This window comes from Promicromonospora sp. NPDC060204, from assembly GCF_042728455.1.
Lineage (GTDB): Bacteria > Actinomycetota > Actinomycetes > Actinomycetales > Cellulomonadaceae > Promicromonospora.
In genome coordinates this window covers 13,524-30,657 of record NZ_JBHWZO010000015.1, presented here as the reverse complement: position 1 = coordinate 30,657, position 17,134 = coordinate 13,524, and the positions used below count along the sequence as shown (strand labels likewise).

At 76.0% G+C, this 17,134-nt stretch carries 11 protein-coding genes; 4 read left to right on the top strand and 7 right to left on the bottom strand.

Annotation, left to right across the window (positions count from 1 at the left end):
• Positions 1–44: 44 nt before the first annotated feature.
• Genes ACFWEJ_RS03760 through ACFWEJ_RS03750 form a run of 3 tightly spaced genes read right to left on the bottom strand, consistent with a single transcriptional unit; the run spans position 45 to position 3,042 of the window.
• Positions 45–986, bottom strand: a complete 942-nt coding sequence (locus tag ACFWEJ_RS03760) for a lysylphosphatidylglycerol synthase domain-containing protein (RefSeq protein WP_377227866.1) — start codon at positions 984–986, stop codon at positions 45–47.
• Positions 983–2,080: a glycosyltransferase gene (locus tag ACFWEJ_RS03755; RefSeq protein ID WP_377227865.1), complete on the bottom strand. Its 1,098-nt coding sequence runs from the start codon at positions 2,078–2,080 to the stop codon at positions 983–985. Before ACFWEJ_RS03755 ends, ACFWEJ_RS03760 begins: the two co-directional genes overlap by 4 nt.
• A complete protein-coding gene (locus ACFWEJ_RS03750) occupies positions 2,077–3,042 on the bottom strand; it encodes a glycosyltransferase family 2 protein (RefSeq protein WP_377227864.1) in 966 nt (321 codons plus the stop codon). Before ACFWEJ_RS03750 ends, ACFWEJ_RS03755 begins: the two co-directional genes overlap by 4 nt.
• A gap of 219 nt (positions 3,043–3,261) precedes the next feature.
• On the opposite strand from ACFWEJ_RS03750, the gene ACFWEJ_RS03745 reads away from it, so the two are divergent.
• Positions 3,262–4,908: a phospholipid carrier-dependent glycosyltransferase gene (locus tag ACFWEJ_RS03745; RefSeq protein ID WP_377227863.1), complete on the top strand. Its 1,647-nt coding sequence runs from the start codon at positions 3,262–3,264 to the stop codon at positions 4,906–4,908.
• Between the two features lie 1,339 nt (positions 4,909–6,247).
• Here ACFWEJ_RS03745 and ACFWEJ_RS03740 read toward each other — a convergent pair.
• A complete protein-coding gene (locus ACFWEJ_RS03740) occupies positions 6,248–7,885 on the bottom strand; it encodes a DUF2142 domain-containing protein (RefSeq protein WP_377227862.1) in 1,638 nt (545 codons plus the stop codon).
• Between the two features lie 86 nt (positions 7,886–7,971).
• Here ACFWEJ_RS03740 and ACFWEJ_RS03735 point away from each other — a divergent pair, with 86 nt between their 5' ends.
• Positions 7,972–8,616 (top strand): metallopeptidase family protein, encoded by a 645-nt coding sequence (locus ACFWEJ_RS03735; RefSeq protein WP_377227861.1) that lies wholly within the window; start codon positions 7,972–7,974, stop codon positions 8,614–8,616.
• Positions 8,617–8,652: 36 nt separating this feature from the next.
• Here ACFWEJ_RS03735 and ACFWEJ_RS03730 read toward each other — a convergent pair whose 3' ends face one another.
• The 3 genes from ACFWEJ_RS03730 to ACFWEJ_RS03720 all read right to left on the bottom strand — a co-directional run bounded on the left by ACFWEJ_RS03730 (position 8,653) and on the right by ACFWEJ_RS03720 (position 14,209).
• Positions 8,653–10,284: a DUF5719 family protein gene (locus ACFWEJ_RS03730; protein WP_377227860.1), complete on the bottom strand. Its 1,632-nt coding sequence runs from the start codon at positions 10,282–10,284 to the stop codon at positions 8,653–8,655.
• A complete protein-coding gene (locus ACFWEJ_RS03725) occupies positions 10,281–13,667 on the bottom strand; it encodes a glycosyltransferase family 2 protein (RefSeq protein WP_377227859.1) in 3,387 nt (1,128 codons plus the stop codon). Before ACFWEJ_RS03725 ends, ACFWEJ_RS03730 begins: the two co-directional genes overlap by 4 nt.
• A 200-nt stretch (positions 13,668–13,867) precedes the next feature.
• On the bottom strand, positions 13,868–14,209 hold the full coding sequence (locus ACFWEJ_RS03720; protein WP_036960858.1) for a WhiB family transcriptional regulator: 342 nt from the start codon (positions 14,207–14,209) through the stop codon (positions 13,868–13,870).
• A 494-nt stretch (positions 14,210–14,703) separates the two neighbouring features.
• On the opposite strand from ACFWEJ_RS03720, the gene ACFWEJ_RS03715 reads away from it, so the two are divergent.
• Positions 14,704–15,438 carry a TIGR03089 family protein gene (locus ACFWEJ_RS03715; protein WP_377227858.1) on the top strand — a complete coding sequence of 245 codons (735 nt, stop codon included), beginning with the start codon at positions 14,704–14,706 and terminating at the stop codon, positions 15,436–15,438.
• 163 nt (positions 15,439–15,601) lie between these two features.
• The gene (locus ACFWEJ_RS03710; protein ID WP_377227857.1) at positions 15,602–16,930 is read left to right on the top strand and encodes an LCP family protein; all 1,329 of its coding nucleotides are present in this window, start codon (positions 15,602–15,604) and stop codon (positions 16,928–16,930) included.
• The last annotated feature ends 204 nt before the right edge of the window (positions 16,931–17,134 follow it).

Below are 17,134 nucleotides of genomic sequence, written 5' to 3'. Positions count from 1 at the left end.
ACTACGCCGCTGACCGGGTAGGACGTGCCGAACACGCCGGGCATTCACGGGCGTAACGGCGGTGATCCGGCACGAATTCGTCCGGCGCCCCGGGCGAGGAGCAGCCCCGCGCCCGCGAACGCCAGGTCGACGAGGGTCAGGACCACCCGGCTGACGAGCACCGCGAGCCCCGCTGCCGGGCCCGGCAGCACCCCGGCGAGCACCGCCGCGAGCACAACCTCGCGCACGCCCGCACCCGCGGGCGCGACCACGAACAGGAACCCGGCGGTCCACGCGAGCGCCCAGCCGCCCGTGGCCAGGGCGAGCGTCCGGGCGGTCGGGGGCAGGCCCAGCCCCAGGCAGAGCACCCAGAGCTGCAGCCCCGCCACCAGCCAGCCCGCCACCGACCACGCGGCGGCGCGGCCCAGGCCGCCCCAGGTCATCGGGTGCTCCAGCGCGCCGCGCCGGGCGACCCGCAGGGCCAGCGCGATCAGCCGGTTCAGCACGGGCGGCGCGAGGACCACCACGACCACCGGCGCCGCCCACACCACCCAGGACCACGCGCCGAGCGCGCCCGCGGACGCGAGCGGCAGCGTCACCGCGCCCACCGCCGCGCCCGAGGCGACCGAGACCGCGACGGTCACCAGCATCGCCGCCGCCGACCGGGCGCGCGGCACGCCGTGCGCCGCCCCGACCTCGGCGGCGGCCACGACGTTCCACACCCCGCCCGGCACGTACTTGCCGAGCTGGCTGGTACCGAACACCGCGACGGCGCCACGCAGCGGCAGCGGCGAGCCCAGGTCGGCCAGGACGGCCCGCCACGCCAGCAGCGTGCACCCCACGTACAGCACGCCGAGGACGACGACGAGCGCCACCTCGCCCGCGGACAGCCCCGCCGCGGCACGCACCAGCGCATCGCGGTGGGCGAGCACGTACCAGAGCGCGAGCGCCAGGGCGACGCCGAGAAAGCCCCACCGCACCCAACGCGACCGGAGCAGCCCGGTCACGACACGTCCCGGCGCCGCAGCTCCGCGACCAGCGGCTCGACGACGACCTGGGGCCGGATCCGGTCGCGGCCCCGCGCGGCCCGCTCCCGCGCGGCCGCCAGCGCCGCCGGGTCGCCCAGCCGGACGAGCCCGGCCGCGAGCGCCGCGGCGTCGGCCGGCGGGACCAGCTCGACGTGCTCCCCGAGGGCGCGGCGCTGCGGCGGGGTGTCCGAGGTGACGACCACGCAGCCGGCCGCGAGGCCCTGGTACACCTTGTTGGGCACCACGCGCAGCCCCTTCGGGGTGTCGCTGAAGATGCCGAGGCAGACGTCGTGCGCGGCGACCAGGGCGGGCAGCTCGCCGGGCTCGACCCAGTCGTGCCAGGCCACGCCCGGGGTGCCCGCGAGGATCTCGCGGGTGCGGGGCAGGTCCTGGCCGGCGCCGACCATCGTGACGCGCAGGGACGCGCCCGCCGCGACGGCGTCGCGCACCGCCTCGGCGAGGACGGGCGCGCCCTGCAGCGGGGTGTACAGCCCGAAGAAGACGCCGGACAGGTGGTGCTCGCCGGACGGGGCGGAGGACTCCCCCGCCGTCCGCCACTCGTCCGGGGCGCCGACCAGCACGACCACGCCCTTGTCCGGGTCGGGGAGCATCCGCCGGTGCTCGTCGGTGTCGGTGACCACGATGTCGGCGCACGCGACGGCCAGCCGGTCGAGCCCGGTCAGCAGCCGGACGCGCAGGCCGGCGGCCCCGCGGTCGGCGGCGGTGTCCCCGGCGAAGACGAGGTGGTCGAGCACCACCGTGGAACGGGGATACAGCAGGCGGGCCAGGAGCACGTCGAAGTGGCCCAGGTACCCCACGAGCACCGCCTCGGGGCGGCCCTCCGCCCGCCGGTGCCGCACGGCGTCGCCCACCAGCGCGGCCCAGCACCGCAGCAGGCGGGCGGCGAGGACGGGCAGCCGCCAGGGCTGCTGGAGCATCCGGACCCGTTCGGCGGTGGACAGGCCGAGAGGCCGGTTCAGCTCGGTGACCTTGATCCCGTGCGCGCGCAGCCCGGCGACCAGGACGGCGGTGCGGGGGTGCCGTGCGGCGTCGTACGTGCCGAAGGTGATCACTGGACGCTCGCGGGGACGTCCGCGAGCCCCGGCGCGGCGGGCCCCGTCGTCGTGCCGTACTGCACCTCCTTGAGGCGCTCCAGCGTCTCCTCGAGCAGCACGCGGTTGGTGCGCTGGAGGTCGGCGAGAACGAGCAGGGCGAAGCTCAGCAGCGCGCCGACCATCGACGTCGCCCCGAGCACGATCGACTGGAGGTGCTGCCCGGCGGTGCCCGTGGCCAGGAGCACGGCGTACCGGCCAAACGGGACCAGCGCGCCGAGCGCGAACAGGAGGCCGAGCGTGACGAACACCGTGTGGGGCTTGAACATCACGTAGGACCGGCTGATGGCCTGGGCCGACTTGGCGATGTGCTGCCACATGCTGGTGAAGAGCCGGGACTCGCGGGTCTTCGGGTTGGTGGTGACCGGCAGGCTCACGATGCGCATCCGCTTGTGCCCGGCCTGGATGATCGTCTCCATGCAGTAGCTGAACTGCGTGACGACGTTGAGCCGGAGCAGCGCGCCGCGCGAGTAGGCGCGGAACCCGCTCGCGGCGTCGGGCAGGTCGGTCCCGGCGGCGAAGTTCACGACGGCGCTGCCCGCCTGCTGCAGCAGCTTCTTGAGCGGGGAGAAGTGCGCGATGGTGGCGGTCTGCCGGTCGGCGATCACGATGTCGGCGTCCCCGAGGACGACGGGCAGCACCAGGTCGCCGATCCGTTCCTGCGGGTACTGGTTGTCGCCGTCGGTGTTCACCACGACGTCCGCGCCGTGCCGCAGCGCGTAGTCCACGCCGTCGCGGAACGACCGGGCCAGGCCCATGTTCCGGGTGTGCCGCACGAAGTGGCGCACACCGAGGCGGCGTGCGACCTCCACGGTGTTGTCCGTGGACCCGTCGTCGACGACCAGGATCTCGATCTCGTCGACCCCCGGGATGCTGCGGGGGATCGTGGCAAGCACGTCAGGAAGGGTCTCTTCCTCGTTCAAGCAGGGAATCTGCACGAACAGCTTCATGGCCTGTGCCTTCGATGAGCAGTGTTCCGAGGTGTGGTTCCGAGAAGTGTTTTCCGAGCAGCAGTGACTCGCGTCACGAGCGTAGGAGCGGCACATGACCAGGGCGTGAACACTGGGTGCCGGGGAATGACTGTTACCCGGCCGTGACCGGGGCGCCCGGCCGGGGCAACCTGCCGTGGCTACCCTGCACGCGTGTCCCGACCCCGCACGGTCCCCGGCGTGGTGTGGCTGATCGTGCTCCTGCACCTGGCCGTCATGCTCGCCCAGACCGCGGTCTTCCCCAACGTCCGCTCGCCCGACGAGCGCCAGCACGTGGACCTCGTGCTCCAGGTGCGGCAGGGCGACGCCTGGCCGTGGCCCGGCCCGGGCACCGCGTTCGTCACGCGGGGCGTGACGGCGGGCGGCTTCATCGGCGCCGACAGCCTGGAGGGGCCCCAGCACCTCGCCGACCGCGACGACGTCCCGCCGCGCGGCGAGCGCCCGTCGTACCGGGCGGCGGGCGGCTCCGCCACCCTGACGGCGCCGGGGCCGGACGGCGCCGAGGCCCCGGTGTTCAACCAGCTCGTGCAGCACCCGCCGCTGTACTACCTGCTCGGCGCGGGCGTCGTGGGCCTGGTGCCCGGATGGCAGGACGCCCCGCTGGACCAGGTCTGGCTGCTCCTGCGCTGGTGGAACGCGCTGCTCGCCCTCCCGCTGCCGCTGCTCCTGTTCGCGACGGCGCGGCGGCTGCGCCTCCCCGGGCCCCTGCCGGTCGCGGCGGCCCTGGGCCCGCTCGCGGTCCCCGAGCTGACGCACCTCGAGTCCGCGGTCAACAACGACAACCTGCTGGTGGTCCTCGGTGCCTGCGCGACGCTCCTGGTGGCCCGGGTCCTCACCGGCGACCTCACCCGCCGCACGGCCCTGCTGCTCGGGCTGGTCTCGTCGCTCGCCCTGCTGACCAAGGGCTTCGCCCTGATGTTCCCCGCGTGGATCCTCCTGGCCTACGTCGTCGCCGCCTGGCGGTTCCGCGGCCGCCCTGGGCAGCTCCGCTCCGCCGCGACGTCGCTGCTGGTGGTCGCCGTCGTCACCGTGCCGGGGATCGCGTGGTGGGTGCGCAACGTGGTGGTGCACGGGATGCTCCAGCCGCACGGCACGCACGCCACCCCGCCCGACCTCACCCCCGTGTACGGCTGGTCCGACGGCGGCCTCACCTGGCTGGGCCGGTTCGCCGAGCGCATGGTCACGCTCTTCTTCGTCCAGGACCACGCCGCCGCCCGCGCGCATGACGCGTCGTGGTGGGCGGCGCGGGTGGCGCTCGTCCTCGTGGTCGCCGGGATCGCCGCCGCCCTGGCGCGCCGGCCGGTCCCCCGCCTCGACGCGCTCGTGCTGCTCTTCCCCGTGCCCGCGCTGGCCGCCATCGTCGCCCGCGGATCCTGGGAGCAGTTCGCCGCGTTCCACGACGTCGGCGCCGCACAGCAGGGCCGCTACCTCTACACCGGCCTGGTCGGGCTGCTGGTCGTCGCGCTCGCCGGCGCCGCCGTGCTGCGGCCCCGGTGGCGGCGGGTGGTGCCCGCGGCGGTGCTGGTGCTCGCCGGGGGCATGCACCTGGCGTACCAGTACGACGTGTGGCGCCTGTACTGGTGGCCCGCGGACGGCGGCCCGGGTGCGCTCGGCCGCGCCCTGGCCGCCGTCGGCCACTGGTACCCCCTCCCCGCCGCGGTGCTCGGCGCGGTGGTGGCCGCCGGGGCCGCGCTCACCGCCGCCGTCGCAGTCTCGGTCGCGCGGACGGCCGTCGTCCCGCCGCCGGACGACGCCGCCCGGAGACCCCGCGCCGACGCCGACCCGGTGCCGGCCGCATGACCCGGCTGCGTGTGCAGCGGGCCGAACGCCTGGCCCTGCTGGTCGCGGTGCTGTCCGGGATGCTCCTGTCCCTCACCGTCGCGCTGGCCGACGCGCCCTACGCGACCGGCGACGAGCCCCCGCACGTCGACTACGCCTACCAGGTGTGGCACGGCGACCTGCCTGTCTTCGAGGACGGCCTCGTGCTGCGGCCCGACGGCGCCTGGCTCGCCCCCGTGCAGTGGACCGCCCAGCACCCGCCGCTGTACTACCTGCTGGTCGCCCCGCTCGTGGGCCCCCTGGCGGACGCCGGCCACCCGGTCGCCGCCGTCTACGCGGCCCGCGGCGTGAACGTGCTGCTCAGCGGCGTGCTCGTGCTCGCGGCGTGGTGGAGCGCGCGCCGGCTGACCCGGCCGGGCAGCCGCCTGCCCCCGCTCGTGGCGTTCCTCGCGGGGGCCATGCCCGCCGCGGCGCACGTCGGCGGCAGCGCGTACAACGACCTGCTGGCCGCCACCGCCGTCACCGCCCTGTTCGGGCTGGCCGCGACGGCGGTCCGGCGCGGGCTCGACGCCCGGCTGATCACGTGGCTGTCCCTGGTCGCGGCGACGTGCGCGCTGACCAGGCTGTCCGCCGCGCTCATCGCCGCCGTGGTCGCGGGCGTCGCCCTGGCCGCCGGAGCGGTGCGAGCCGCGCAGGGCCGGGGCCGGTGGGCGCCCGTCGGCGCGCTGGCGCTGGCCGGCCCCGGCGCCGTGCTGGCCACCAGCGGCTGGTTCTACCTGCGCAACCTGGAGCTGACCGGCACCGTCACCGGTTCGCACTTCGACTGGGCGCTGGCGAACCAGAACCGGACGGAGCGTCCCGTGTGGGCGGTGCTCGCCGACCCGGAGACCTGGACCCGCCTGCCCGACCTGTTCTGGTGGGCCGGTCGCCTGCCCCCGAACACGGCGCTCACGCTCACCACGATGGTGGTCACCGCCGCGCTGCTCGTGTGGACGCCCCTGGTGCTCGCGCTGGTTGCGGTGGTCCGACGGCGGCGGGCGGCCGCCCGGGGCCCGCTCTCCCCCGCGGCGCCGGACGAGCCCGGCGGCGCACCGGTGCACCGCACCGACCGGCTGCTGCTGCGCGCCCTGCCCGTCGTCGCCGTCGCCGTCGCGGTGACCGTGCAGGTCACGTACGCCGCCAGCAGCGGCGGCGTCTACCCGCGCTACCTGCTGGTGGTCTCGCTCCCGCTGTGCCTCGCGATCGCGGCGGGCCTGGCGGTGCGGCCCGGGCGGCTCGTCCCCGCCTGGACCGCCCTGACGATGATCGACCTGGCGGTCTGGCTCACGGTCGAGCTGACCACGCCCGCGCCGCCCGGCTACTACGCCGAGCTGCCGCTGCCGGCCGCCGTCGCGGGCGTGCTCGCGGCCGGCGCGGTCGCCGCCTCTGCGGCGCTCGCGCTGCGGGCGAACCGGGCCGTGGCCACCACCGCGGCGATCCCCGCGGCCACGACCACGAGGCAGAGCGCCACGAGCTGAGCCCCGGTGAGCGGGCTCCACCCGGCCCAGCGGGCCGCGGCGTCGGCCGGGGACTGCCCCGGGCCCTGGTAGAAACCCCAGAACCCGTAGGCGAGGCCGCTCACCGCGGCCAGGCCCGCCGCGGCGACCACCCAAGGCATCGCGCGGCGCAGGCGCGGCCCGAGCAGGGCGAGCAGGCCCAGCGCCACCCCCGCGCTCAGCGCGAGGAGGCCCGCGAAGAGGTAGCGGCCCTGCACCGCGGAGATCCAGCCGTGGGCCGCGTAGTCGGGCCAGGCGTTGACCAGCACGCCGCACCACAGCGCCGCCGGCTGCAGCAGGAGCACCGCGGTGGCGCGCCGCGCGGGACCGCGCAGCACCGCCAGCGCGCACAGCGCGGCGACGACGACGGCCGCCGTCCAGAACACGGCGTCGGGCAGGCGGACCTCCAGCCAGCCGAAGTTGCCGAAGAACGACCTGGTCAGGCTGGTCACGACGGTCCGCAGGAAGTACCAGAGGCCCCGGGACTCCGCCTCGGGGAACCGGTCCGGGATGCCCACGGGCTGCACCGTGCCCAGCACCAGCAGGTTGCGCAGCCACCACCAGCCGCCGACGACGAACGCCGCACCACCCGCCAGCAGCACCCCGGCCGCCCGCCGGCCGCGCGGGCCGGACGCCATGAGGTACGCGGCCACGACCACCGGCAGCGCGAACGCCGCCATCACCTTGGTGAGCAGCCCGAGGCCCACCGCCGCGCCGAGCGCGGCCGCCGTCCGCGTCCGCAGGTCGCCCGTGAGCACGCGGACGCAGAGGTACGCGGTGGCCGCGCCGGTGAGCGTGACGAGGGCGTCGTTGGTGACGCTGCCCAGGATGTGCCCCGCCTGCGGCACGAACAGCGTGAACGACGCCGCCACCAGCGCCGCCGCCCGCGACCGCGACAGCCGGCGCACGGCCGCGGCCGCCAGCAGCGGCAGGGGCGCCAGCAGGACGACGTCGAACAGCCGCAGCGCCAGCAGCTGGAGGTCCCAGCGCGCCTCGGCCAGGCCCGTGGCGCGCAGCACGCCGGCCGCCACCGCGTAGTACAGCGGCGGGTGCTGGGTCATCTGGTCGACGGCTTCGGTGTCGAGGTGCCGCGTATCGGTGCCCGGCGGCAGCGGGTCGGCGAGGGCGTTCCCGCCGGTCACCGTGCCGCGCTCGGCGTCCGGGGTGGGCGGCACGCCGACGAACGCGGGTACGTCGACGCGGTCGAGGTGCCGCCCGGGCACGTCGGTGGCCAGCGCGGACTGGTCCCGCGCCGCGTCGACGGCGGGGCCCACCAGCGCCTCGCCGGCGGGCGGCCAGCCGCCGCCGTACGCGAGGCGGAGCACGCTGTTGACGTGCTGCGGCTCGTCCGGGGCGCGGAACGCCGGGGTCAGCACCGCCCACAGCCCGCCGGTCAGGACGACGAGCGCGGTGACCAGCGCCAGGGCTCTGCGGTACGCCGCCTCGGCGGGATCGTCGCGCACGCCCACAGGATAGGGGTGCGAGGTGAAGCGAGCCGGTCGTCGTGGCGATGACCGATCGCACCCCCGATCCGACGTATCGTCAGTAGGTGCCTCCGTTTTCTCCTCGCGGCCGGAACCGGCGGTCGGGCCGGGGCTCCGGCCCCGCCGGCAGCTCGTCCAGCGGCTCGTCCGGCAACGGCTCCTCCGGTACCGGTTCCACCAGCGGCTCACCCGGCCCCGCCGGGATCTCCAAGGCCTCGCAGGCCGACCTGCTCCGGCTCGCCGCCGCCCGTCCCGGCGCGCCCGGTGAGGCGTCCAGGCAGTCCGGACAGGACGCCGCACCGCGGCGGCGGGACCGGCGCGGGCGCGGGCTGCGCGGCCCGATGTTCCCGCCGGGCACCCCCGCGCACCGCACGCGCGCGCAGCGGTTCGACGAGCTCGTGCTCGACGTCGTCGAGGACCTCGACCGGACCTGGGCCACGCACCTGCGCGGCACCGAGTTCGCCGTGGAGGACGTGCCGCCGTCGGACCCCGCGCCGTGGGAGGACGGCGGCGTGCTGCTCGGGCGGTTCTTCCCCGCCGAGGCCGGCCGCCCCGGCCGCGTGGTGGTCTACCGCCGCCCCGTGGAGGTGCGGGCCGTCGACCTGGACGACCTCGCGGACCTGGTGCGCGACGTCGTCGTCGAGCAGGTGGCGCACCTGCTGGCGCGCACGCCCGAGGAGATCGACCCGAACTTCGGCGAGCGTTCCTAGCCCGGACGTTCCTGGGCCGGACGGCGGGGCGCGGGGTCAGCCCGCGGCGTCGACCCGGCGCACGCGCACGTCGCCGTCCGCCGCGAGCGGGGGCGTCGGGGCCAGCACCGAGAACAGGCTCGCGTCGTCGGCCTGGACCAGCCGCAGCGACCAGACCACCTCGGGCTGGTCGGCGGGCTGCTCCGCGACCACCGCCACGGCCTCGCCGAGCTCCTCCAGCTCGGACCAGCCCACCTCGACGGTCTGCCCGACGGGCACGTCGACCGGGTGCGTCCAGGCCACCTCGCCGTCCGGCCCGACGCCGCGCAGCGTCACCTCGGTGCTGCCCGTCGCGTCCTCGATCTCGTCGGGGCCGCGCTCGTCGGGCACGCCGCTCAGCGTCACGCCGTACACGACGTCCTCCGGGACGGCGACGGCGCCGTCGGCGGTTCCCTGCTCGGTGCCCGCCTTTCCTGCTACCGCCTGCCCGGCCAGCCAGGCCCGGTCGTAGGGGTCGTCGTCGATCACGGCGTCGTCCGCGGCGGTGCCCTTGCGGTCCACGGCCGCGCCGGCGACCACCGGCACGTCGGCGTCGACCACCACCGTGTAGCTCCCGGCGGGCAGCCCGCCCAGCGGCAGGGTCGTGACCTGCCCCGGTTCGAGCGGCAGCTCCTCGCCACCGCGCAGCCGCACCGGGCCGTCAGGCCCGAGCACCGCGAGCCGCGCCGTGCCGGCCCGCGTGCCCGGCGTCAGGACGTCGAGGCGCGGGGCGTGCGGGTCGTCCACCGTCTCGCCCGTGCTGGTCACGCCGGACACCGCCGTCGTGGCCGACGGCGCGGCGCCCGACACGACGAGGTCCGCGCCCGCGGGCACGAGCCCGTCGATCCGGTGGTGCTGCATGTAGGCGCCCACCCGACCACCCTCGGCGGTGACGTGCAGCGCGAGCCGGCCCTGGTCGGGCGCGACGGCCTCCAGCATGGTGACCACCTGCTCGCCCGAGGGCACCACGACGAGCGACTGGCTCCCCAGCACCACCGGGCCGGACGCGCCCCAGGCCTGCAGGGTCACGGTGGCCGCGGTACGGCCCGGGTTCTGCAGCACCAGGCGGCCGCTCGACCCCACCGAGGTGCTGCCACCCACCAGCCAGTGCTCCACGGCCGGCTCCACGCACGGCCCGGCGACCAGGCCGCGCAGGTCCCCCTCGGTGGTCACGGACGCCACGGTCCCGGCGGCGTAGGTCGCGGCGGACGGCGTCAGGCGCAGCACGCGCGCGCCCGGCAGCCTGCCGCCGAGCACCGCCGCGTCGGCGCCCTGCTCCAGCGGCCCCGTGAGCTCCGCCTCCTGCTCGCCGTCGAGCGTCGTGACCGCCGGCTCCTCGCCGGTGGCCCCGTCCAGCACGGCGGCGGTCAGCGACGTGGTCGTCGCGACGGGGGCGGCGCTGAACGCGTCGTCGCCGACGTCGGGCTGCTCGAGCTGCGCCGGCGTGGGGCAGACCAGCCCCGTCTCGGTGGCCGCCACGGGGACGGAACGCGCGTCGTCGACCGCCGGGGCCGCGTCGGAGGCGGCGCCGCCCGGGGCGGCCGTGCCCGTCGTGGCGAGGGCGCCGACCGCCAGCGCACACAGCAGGGCGCCCACCGCGGCCGCCGCGCGTCGGACCGCGGACCCGGCCGTCAGGTTCTTGCGCTTCATCGACCCCTCCTGCGTCCCACCGGCAGTGCCAGCAGGGCGAAGACCACCAGCGTGAACGTCGTCAGCACGAGCCAGGCCGTGCGGTGCGGTGCCTCGTACCGGACCACGAGGTGCCCGGCGTCGGGGCCCAGCGTGAAGGCCTGCAGCCCGGCCGCCTCGTCCGGGGCGACCGGCTCCAGCCGCCGTCCGTCGAGGGACGCCTGCCAGCCCCGGCCCGCGGACTCCGCCAGCACGACGACGCGGTCCGCGCCCCCGGCCTCGACGTCCGTGTGCACGGCCGTGCCGCCCGACGGCAGCACCTGGCGCGTCGCGCCGTCCTCCTCGATCCGGGCCCAGCCGGGCGCCGGCTCCTCCGTGGGCGCCACGCGCCACACCGAGACCGCCTGGCCCTCGGTCACGCGGCTCATGCCCGGCACCATGTCGAGCGTGGCCACGAGGTCGCCGACGGCGGGGGCGTCGGACCGGACCTGCACGGCCCCGATCCCCAGGTCGGCGAGCTGCTGCGGCACCCCCTCGGTCGTCCCGGACGTGAGCGCGGCCACGACCACGTCGAGCGCGGCGGCCGGGTCGGTCGCCGAGTCGGTCGCCGAGTCAGCCGCCTGGTCGCCCGCGGGACGGGCGGCCACCCGCGGCGCCACGGAGGCGTCGGCGAGCTGCGAGCCGTCGGCCCGCAGCAGCGCGTACCGCACCGTGCCGTCGGCCGAGAAGCCGACCTCCAGCACGCGGGCCTGCCGGGGCGGCGCCTGCATCTGCTGCCCGACGGCGGGCACCACCGGGTCGGTCGTCACGTGCAGCATCCCGGACCGGCCGCCGTGCGCGACGCTGCCGGAGCCGGTCAGCCACACCACGGCCTGCGTCGCGGGGAGCAGCACCGCGACCACGGTCAGGCCGACGACGGCGACCTTGCGCGCCGAGCCCAGGAAGCCGGCGAGCGGCGCCCCGTGGCCGGTGAGCACGCCGACGCCCGCGACCGCCGCGGCCCCCAGGCCGAGCAGCAGCAGGGACAGCCCGGGGCCCACCCAGCGGCCGTCGTCCTGCGCGAGCACGGCCGCGGCGAGACCCGTGGCGGCGACCAGCCAGCCGACCAGCACCGTCGCCGCGACGCGACGCGCCGCGTCCGTGCCGCCCCGCCGGCCGATCCCGGCGAGCGCCCCGACCAGCCCGACCACTGCGAGCGCGAGGACCAGTGCGCCGAGCACCCAGGGCGCGGCCGCGACGACGGCGCCGGCCGCGGTGAGCAGGGGTCCGCCGTCGGGCACGTCGAACCAGGAGGCGGGAGCGGCGGGCAGGCCGAGCAGCAGCTCCGGCCCGGAGGCCGTCCCGGGGTCCGGGACGCCCGAGCCCGCGAGGGGCTCGGCGGTCAGGAGGTTCAGGTCGCGGTCGTGCAACGCCGTCCACCACAGCGGGGCGCCGACCACGAGGGCCGGGACGAGCGCGAGCGCCAGGTGCACGCGGCGGCGGGGGGCGACGAGCATCGCCCCGGCCAGCACGAGCACGGCGGCGGGGAGCAGCACGGGCGCGCCCGCGACCACGCAGGCCAGCAGTAGGCCGCCCGCGCCGGCCGCGCCGAGCGAGCCGGTGCCGGTCCGGGCGGAGTACGCCGAGGCGCCGTCCGCGCCGTCGGAGACGCCGTCCGGGGCGCCGTCGGCGTGCGGCACCCGGTCGACGGCCTGGGCACCCACCGCGCGGACGAGCGCCACGGCGGTCCAGGGCAGCAGGGCGTGCACCAGCACGCCGCCGAGCAGGCCGCCGTCCAGGGCGCCGAGGAACGCGGGGGCGACGGTCCACGCGAGTGCGGCGAGGGTGCGCAGCCACACGGAGCGCGTCACCGTGCCCGCGGCGGCCCAGGCGCCGACGGCGGCCAGCGGCAGGGCCAGCAGGAGCAGCGCGTTCACCGCGTGCTGCAGGGTGCCGCCCGCGAGCACCGACAGCCCGGAGAGGACGAGGAGAAGGGGGTCGGCGGGCGCTGCCGTGCCGAGCCCGTCACGCACCCAGCCGGACGTCGCCGCCGACCAGGTGGTCGCCGTCGTGCCACCGGCCGGGAGCAGGGCCCCGCCGACCAGCCGCCCGCCCGAGGCGAGGGCGCCGAGCCCGGGGCCGAACAGCGCGGCCGCGAGGCCCACCGCGCCGACCACGACCACGGCGAGCGCCGACCGGCGCCGCACGGCCAGGACCTGCAGCTCGGCCTGCTCCAGCTCCGACGGCGCGGCGTCGACCCGGTGGGCCTCGCCGCGCGCGAGCCGCTTGTCCCGCCGTTCCGCCGCGACCTCGCGCCAGGTGCCCAGGAGCGGCCGCAGCACGCTGCGGGGCACGGTCGACGTGCGCGCGATCCGACGCCGGGCCCGCAGCAGCGGACCCAGCCGGAACACGGCCCACAGCGGCGCGACCAGCTCGTCGCGTGCCCGGTCGGGGTGCTTCATCGCGAGCCGGTAGCTCGCGGCGAACGGCGCCCACACCACCATGGCGAGCATCGCGAACGGCAGGACCCACGGCGCGACGGACGTGAGGCGCAGGTAGAGCTGGCTGCGGCGGCGCGCGCCGGCCGAGCCGGGCGCGTGCAGGGCGACCTGCGCGTGCCGCACCACGGCGTCAGGCACGACGACGACGCGGTGGCCCGCGAGCCGCACGCGCCGGCAGAAGTCGGTCGAGTCGCCGAACTGGCCGTACGCCGGGTCGGTGCCGCCCACCTCTCGCCACACCGACGCGCGCACCAGCGCCCCGGCGAGCCCCACGGCCAGCACGTCCTCGCGCGAGTCGTGCTGCCCCTGGTCGATCTCGGTGTCGTCGATGCCGGTCATGCGCCGGCCCAGCGGCGACACGGTGTGCCCCACCTCGACCAGCACGCCGCGGTCGGCCGTGTCCGGGTCGAGCGGCAGCCCGTCCGGGCCCGACTCCCAGTGCCGCTGCTTGGCCCCGGCCACCGCCACGGCGTTGGAGTGCTCCACCGCCCGCGTCAGCGCGGCCAGTGCGCCGGGCGCGGGGGCGGAGTCGTCGTGCAGGAACCAGAGCCAGCCGCGCTCCGGGACCCCCGTCGCGGCGAGCATGGCCTGGACCGCCTCGCCGAAGGTGCGGGCGCCCGCACCGGCCACGTACCGGGCGCCGCCGAGCTGCAGGTCCTGGTGGCCCGACGTCGCAGGGGCGGTGTCGACGTCGACCACGACCACGTCGTCCGGAGTGCGCGACTGGGCGCGCAGCGCGGCGAGCGTCGCGGCGAGATAGGGGCTGCTGCCGCGGGTCACCACGACGGCGGTGACCGTGACCGCCACGGGCGGCTGCACGGAGGGCTGGGCCGGGACCTTGGCCCACACCGGACCCGCCGGGGCGGCATGGGAGCCCCGGTCCGGGCTGGGGGCCGACAGGCTGTCGGTACGTGGAGCGCTCATCTCGCTTCACATCATGCGGCGCGTCTGTGCCGACACGCCGCAGACGCGCCGGGGAGCGACGAACGGTGCGCTGGTTGCGTGGGCCCGGTCTCGCGTTCGCGTCACGTGCTCAGACTCTGCTTTTTGCCGTCTGAGCCTGCGGCTTCGCTCCGGGCGAGATGCCTCGTTCCTCGGCCCTCACCCTGCGCTACGCCTCCGGCTCAGACGGCGCGGCGCTTCAGCTTCCGGCGCTCCCGCTCCGAGAGACCGCCCCAGATGCCGAACCGCTCGTCGTTCTCCAGCGCGTAGTCCAGGCACTCCGCCCGCACCTCGCAGCCCGAGCAGACCTTCTTGGCCTCGCGGGTGGAGCCGCCCTTCTCCGGGAAGAATGCCTCCGGGTCGGTCTGTGCGCACAGGGCGCGCTCCTGCCAGCCGAGCAGGGAGTCGTCCGGCTCGTTCAGCACATACAGCTCGCCGAAGAGGGGCAGGACCGGTGCCACCGGTGCGACCTCGCTCTCCGCGTCAGTCGGGAACTCCACGTCCGATTCCAGCATGTTCCACATGACGTGCCCCTCCATGCCGTGTCCGTGCCCCGAGGCCTGGCCGGCAGATCATGTGATCGACCGACCCATCAAGCCTGACTGGCCAGACCTGCAGTTTCAGGCCCCGTTGCGTATTCGCTACGAAAACTGCATACATGGAATTACACGCGTGTCGCCTGGAGTCGTCAAGCGGAAATGTGCTATCGCCCACTGGTTCCACGGGTAATTCACGAGTCCTTCCGCAGGTCGTGGCGCACGTCTCACCCGCCGGTCGCTTTTCCGGCCTGCGAAACCCCCGGCGTGCCGACACGCCGGAGTGTCCTTCCCGGCCCCTGCGGACAATGGCCGGCGAACCCGCCGGGCGACGGCCACGAGAACGATCCGGTCGCGATATGGCGCACGTGTCCGGCATGCCGCCGGGGGTGCGCCACGCACGCAGCACGCGCACACACCCGCCACCCCGTGCACGACGTCGCGCCACGTCCTCCCCCCGGGTTCACACCTAGGCTGGCGGCATGCAGATCGCGCCCCGCACCGGCGGCTCCGTGCCCGACGTCGCCTCGCTCCTGGCCCGCCTCGCCGCCGACGGCGGCCGGCCGCGCCTCACCTGGTACGGCGACGACGGCGAGCGGGTCGAGCTCTCCGGCGCCGTCCTCGCCAACTGGGCCAGCAAGACGGTCAACCTGCTCGTCGAGGAGTTCGACGCCGCGCCAGGCACCACCGTCGTCGTCGACCTGCCCGTGCACTGGCGCACCGCCGTCTGGGCGCTGGCCGCCTGGCGCACGGGTGCGACGGTCGCCCTGCCCGACGCCGGCACGGCCGGGCCGGACGTGGTGGTCACCGACGCGCCGGAGCGTTGGGCGGACGGCGGGGCGGACCTCGTCGTCGTCTCCCTGCCCGCGCTCGCCCGGAAGTACGACGGCGACCTGCCGCCCGGCGCGATCGACGCGGCGTCCGCGGTGATGACCTACGGCGACGCGATCGCCTGGGTGCCCGAGGTGGACCCCGACCAGGACGCGCTGGTGACCGCAGCGGGCGCCGTCGGGCACAAGGAGCTGGTCCCGGAGCCCGGCGCCGGGGCGCGTGTGCTCGTCGACGGGCGCGCGCCCGTCGCCGACGTGCTGCGCGACCTGCTCGGCAGCTGGGCGGGCGGCGGGTCGGTGGTCCTCACGTCGTCCGCCACGGCCGCCGCGCTGGAGGCGGACGCCGACCGGCTCGCGCGCCTGCGCGGCAGCGAGCGCATCGACTGAACCGGGCAAAGCCCGGACCACAGGACTTCCCGGGCCACCACCGGGGACGGACCGGTCGAAAAGGGTCCAGGCCGATCGGGCCAGGGCTTCTCCACGAACCCTCTACGGTCCGCCCCCGGGCGGTGCGCCGCCGTGCAACATGCAGCCTCTAGGATCGGTGGCCGTGACATTTCCCGACTTGAGCGCCTCTGGTGCGACGAACCCCACCCGGGGGCCGTCGCACGCCCGGGCGCTGGGACAGCTGAGCAGCGTCTCCCGCGCGATCGCCATGGTGGTCGTCGCGGTCCTCTCGCTTGCCGTGGCCGGCGGTGCCACCGCGGTGACCCAGCTGACCGGGAACATCGAGACCGCCGACATGGCGGCGCTCGGCACGAACCGGCCCAAGCAGGTGCTCCCGAAGGACCCGAACGCGGGCGTCCCGCTGAACATCGTGGTCATGGGCAGCGACTCGCGCAGCGGGGACAACGACGCGCTGGCGGGCGGCGGAGAGATGGGCGCCCGCTCGGACACGACCATCGTCATGCACATCTCGGGCGACCGGTCGCGAATCGAGATGATCTCCATCCCCCGCGACTCCACGGTGGACGTGCCGAGCTGCACCACGTCCGAGGGCGCGACCACGGCAGAGCTGTACGGCAGGAAGTTCAACGCCGCGTTCTCGCAGGGCGTGCAGGTCGGCGGGACGGTCGCCGACGGCGCCCTGTGCACCGTCAAGACGATCGAAGAGCTCACCGGCGTGTACATGGACGGGTTCATCGTCGCGGACTTCGCCGGCTTCTCCGCGATGGTCGACGCCGTGGGCGGTGTCGAGGTCTGCGTCGAGGAGGAGATCTACTCCGCCGACGCGAACCACCTCTCGCTCTCGCCCGGCACCCACACGCTCCAGGGGCAGAAGGCCCTCGACTACGCCCGGGCGCGCAAGGGTGACGGGCTCGGCGACGGTTCCGACCTCGGCCGCATCGGTCGCCAGCAGGAGGTCATGGCCTCCCTCTCCCGCAAGGTGCTGAGCCAGGACGTGCTGACCAACCCGTCCAAGACGCTCAAGTTCCTCAAGGCGGTCACCGGCTCGCTCACCATGAACGAGGAGCTGGCCAGCATCGACGGACTCGCCGGGTTGGCCTACTCCATGCGGAACGTGCGGCCTGACACGATCACGTTCATGACCGTCCCCAACGAGTACGACCCGAACAACGCGGCTAACGTCGTATGGACGGACGATGCCGTACAGCTGTGGGACAACGTCAAGCACGACCGGCCGATCAACAGCGACCCGGACGCCCCGTCCGCGAGCCCCTCGGGTTCCGCGACGGACGCCGGTACGGCGACGGGCGAGGAGAGCACGGAGACCGACGCGGGCACCGGGACCGGGACCGACGCCGGAACAGAGGCCGGCGACGGCTCCGGGACGGAGCCCACGCCGGAGTCGACCGAGATCAAGCAGGCCGGTGAAGAGGCCTTCACCGGCGCCGACACCACCAAGGTCTGCGGCTGAGCCCATGTCAGATCCCAGAACGTCGAACCGTTCGGCCCCGCAGGCCGACGACGACGTCACGCGTGTCCGGATCCCGCCCAGCTTCACGCCCCAGGGCGCGAGCGGGCGTCCGGGCGCCGACGACGCCATCCCGGTGGGTGACACGGGCGAGCGCCCGCGGGTCGCCCCCGGCGCGGCGTCGAGCAGGCAGCAGCAGGGCGGACC

What these genes read in the sequence shown, in the direction of transcription:
- ACFWEJ_RS03715 (WP_377227858.1), top strand. Translation starts at nt 14,704, where the DNA reads ATGCAGATCGCGCCCCGCACCGGCGGCTCCGTGCCCGACGTCGCCTCG.
- ACFWEJ_RS03730 (WP_377227860.1), bottom strand. Translation starts at nt 10,284, where the DNA reads ATGAAGCGCAAGAACCTGACGGCCGGGTCCGCGGTCCGACGCGCGGCG.
- ACFWEJ_RS03725 (WP_377227859.1), bottom strand. Translation starts at nt 13,667, where the DNA reads ATGAGCGCTCCACGTACCGACAGCCTGTCGGCCCCCAGCCCGGACCGG.
- ACFWEJ_RS03720 (WP_036960858.1), bottom strand. Translation starts at nt 14,209, where the DNA reads ATGTGGAACATGCTGGAATCGGACGTGGAGTTCCCGACTGACGCGGAG.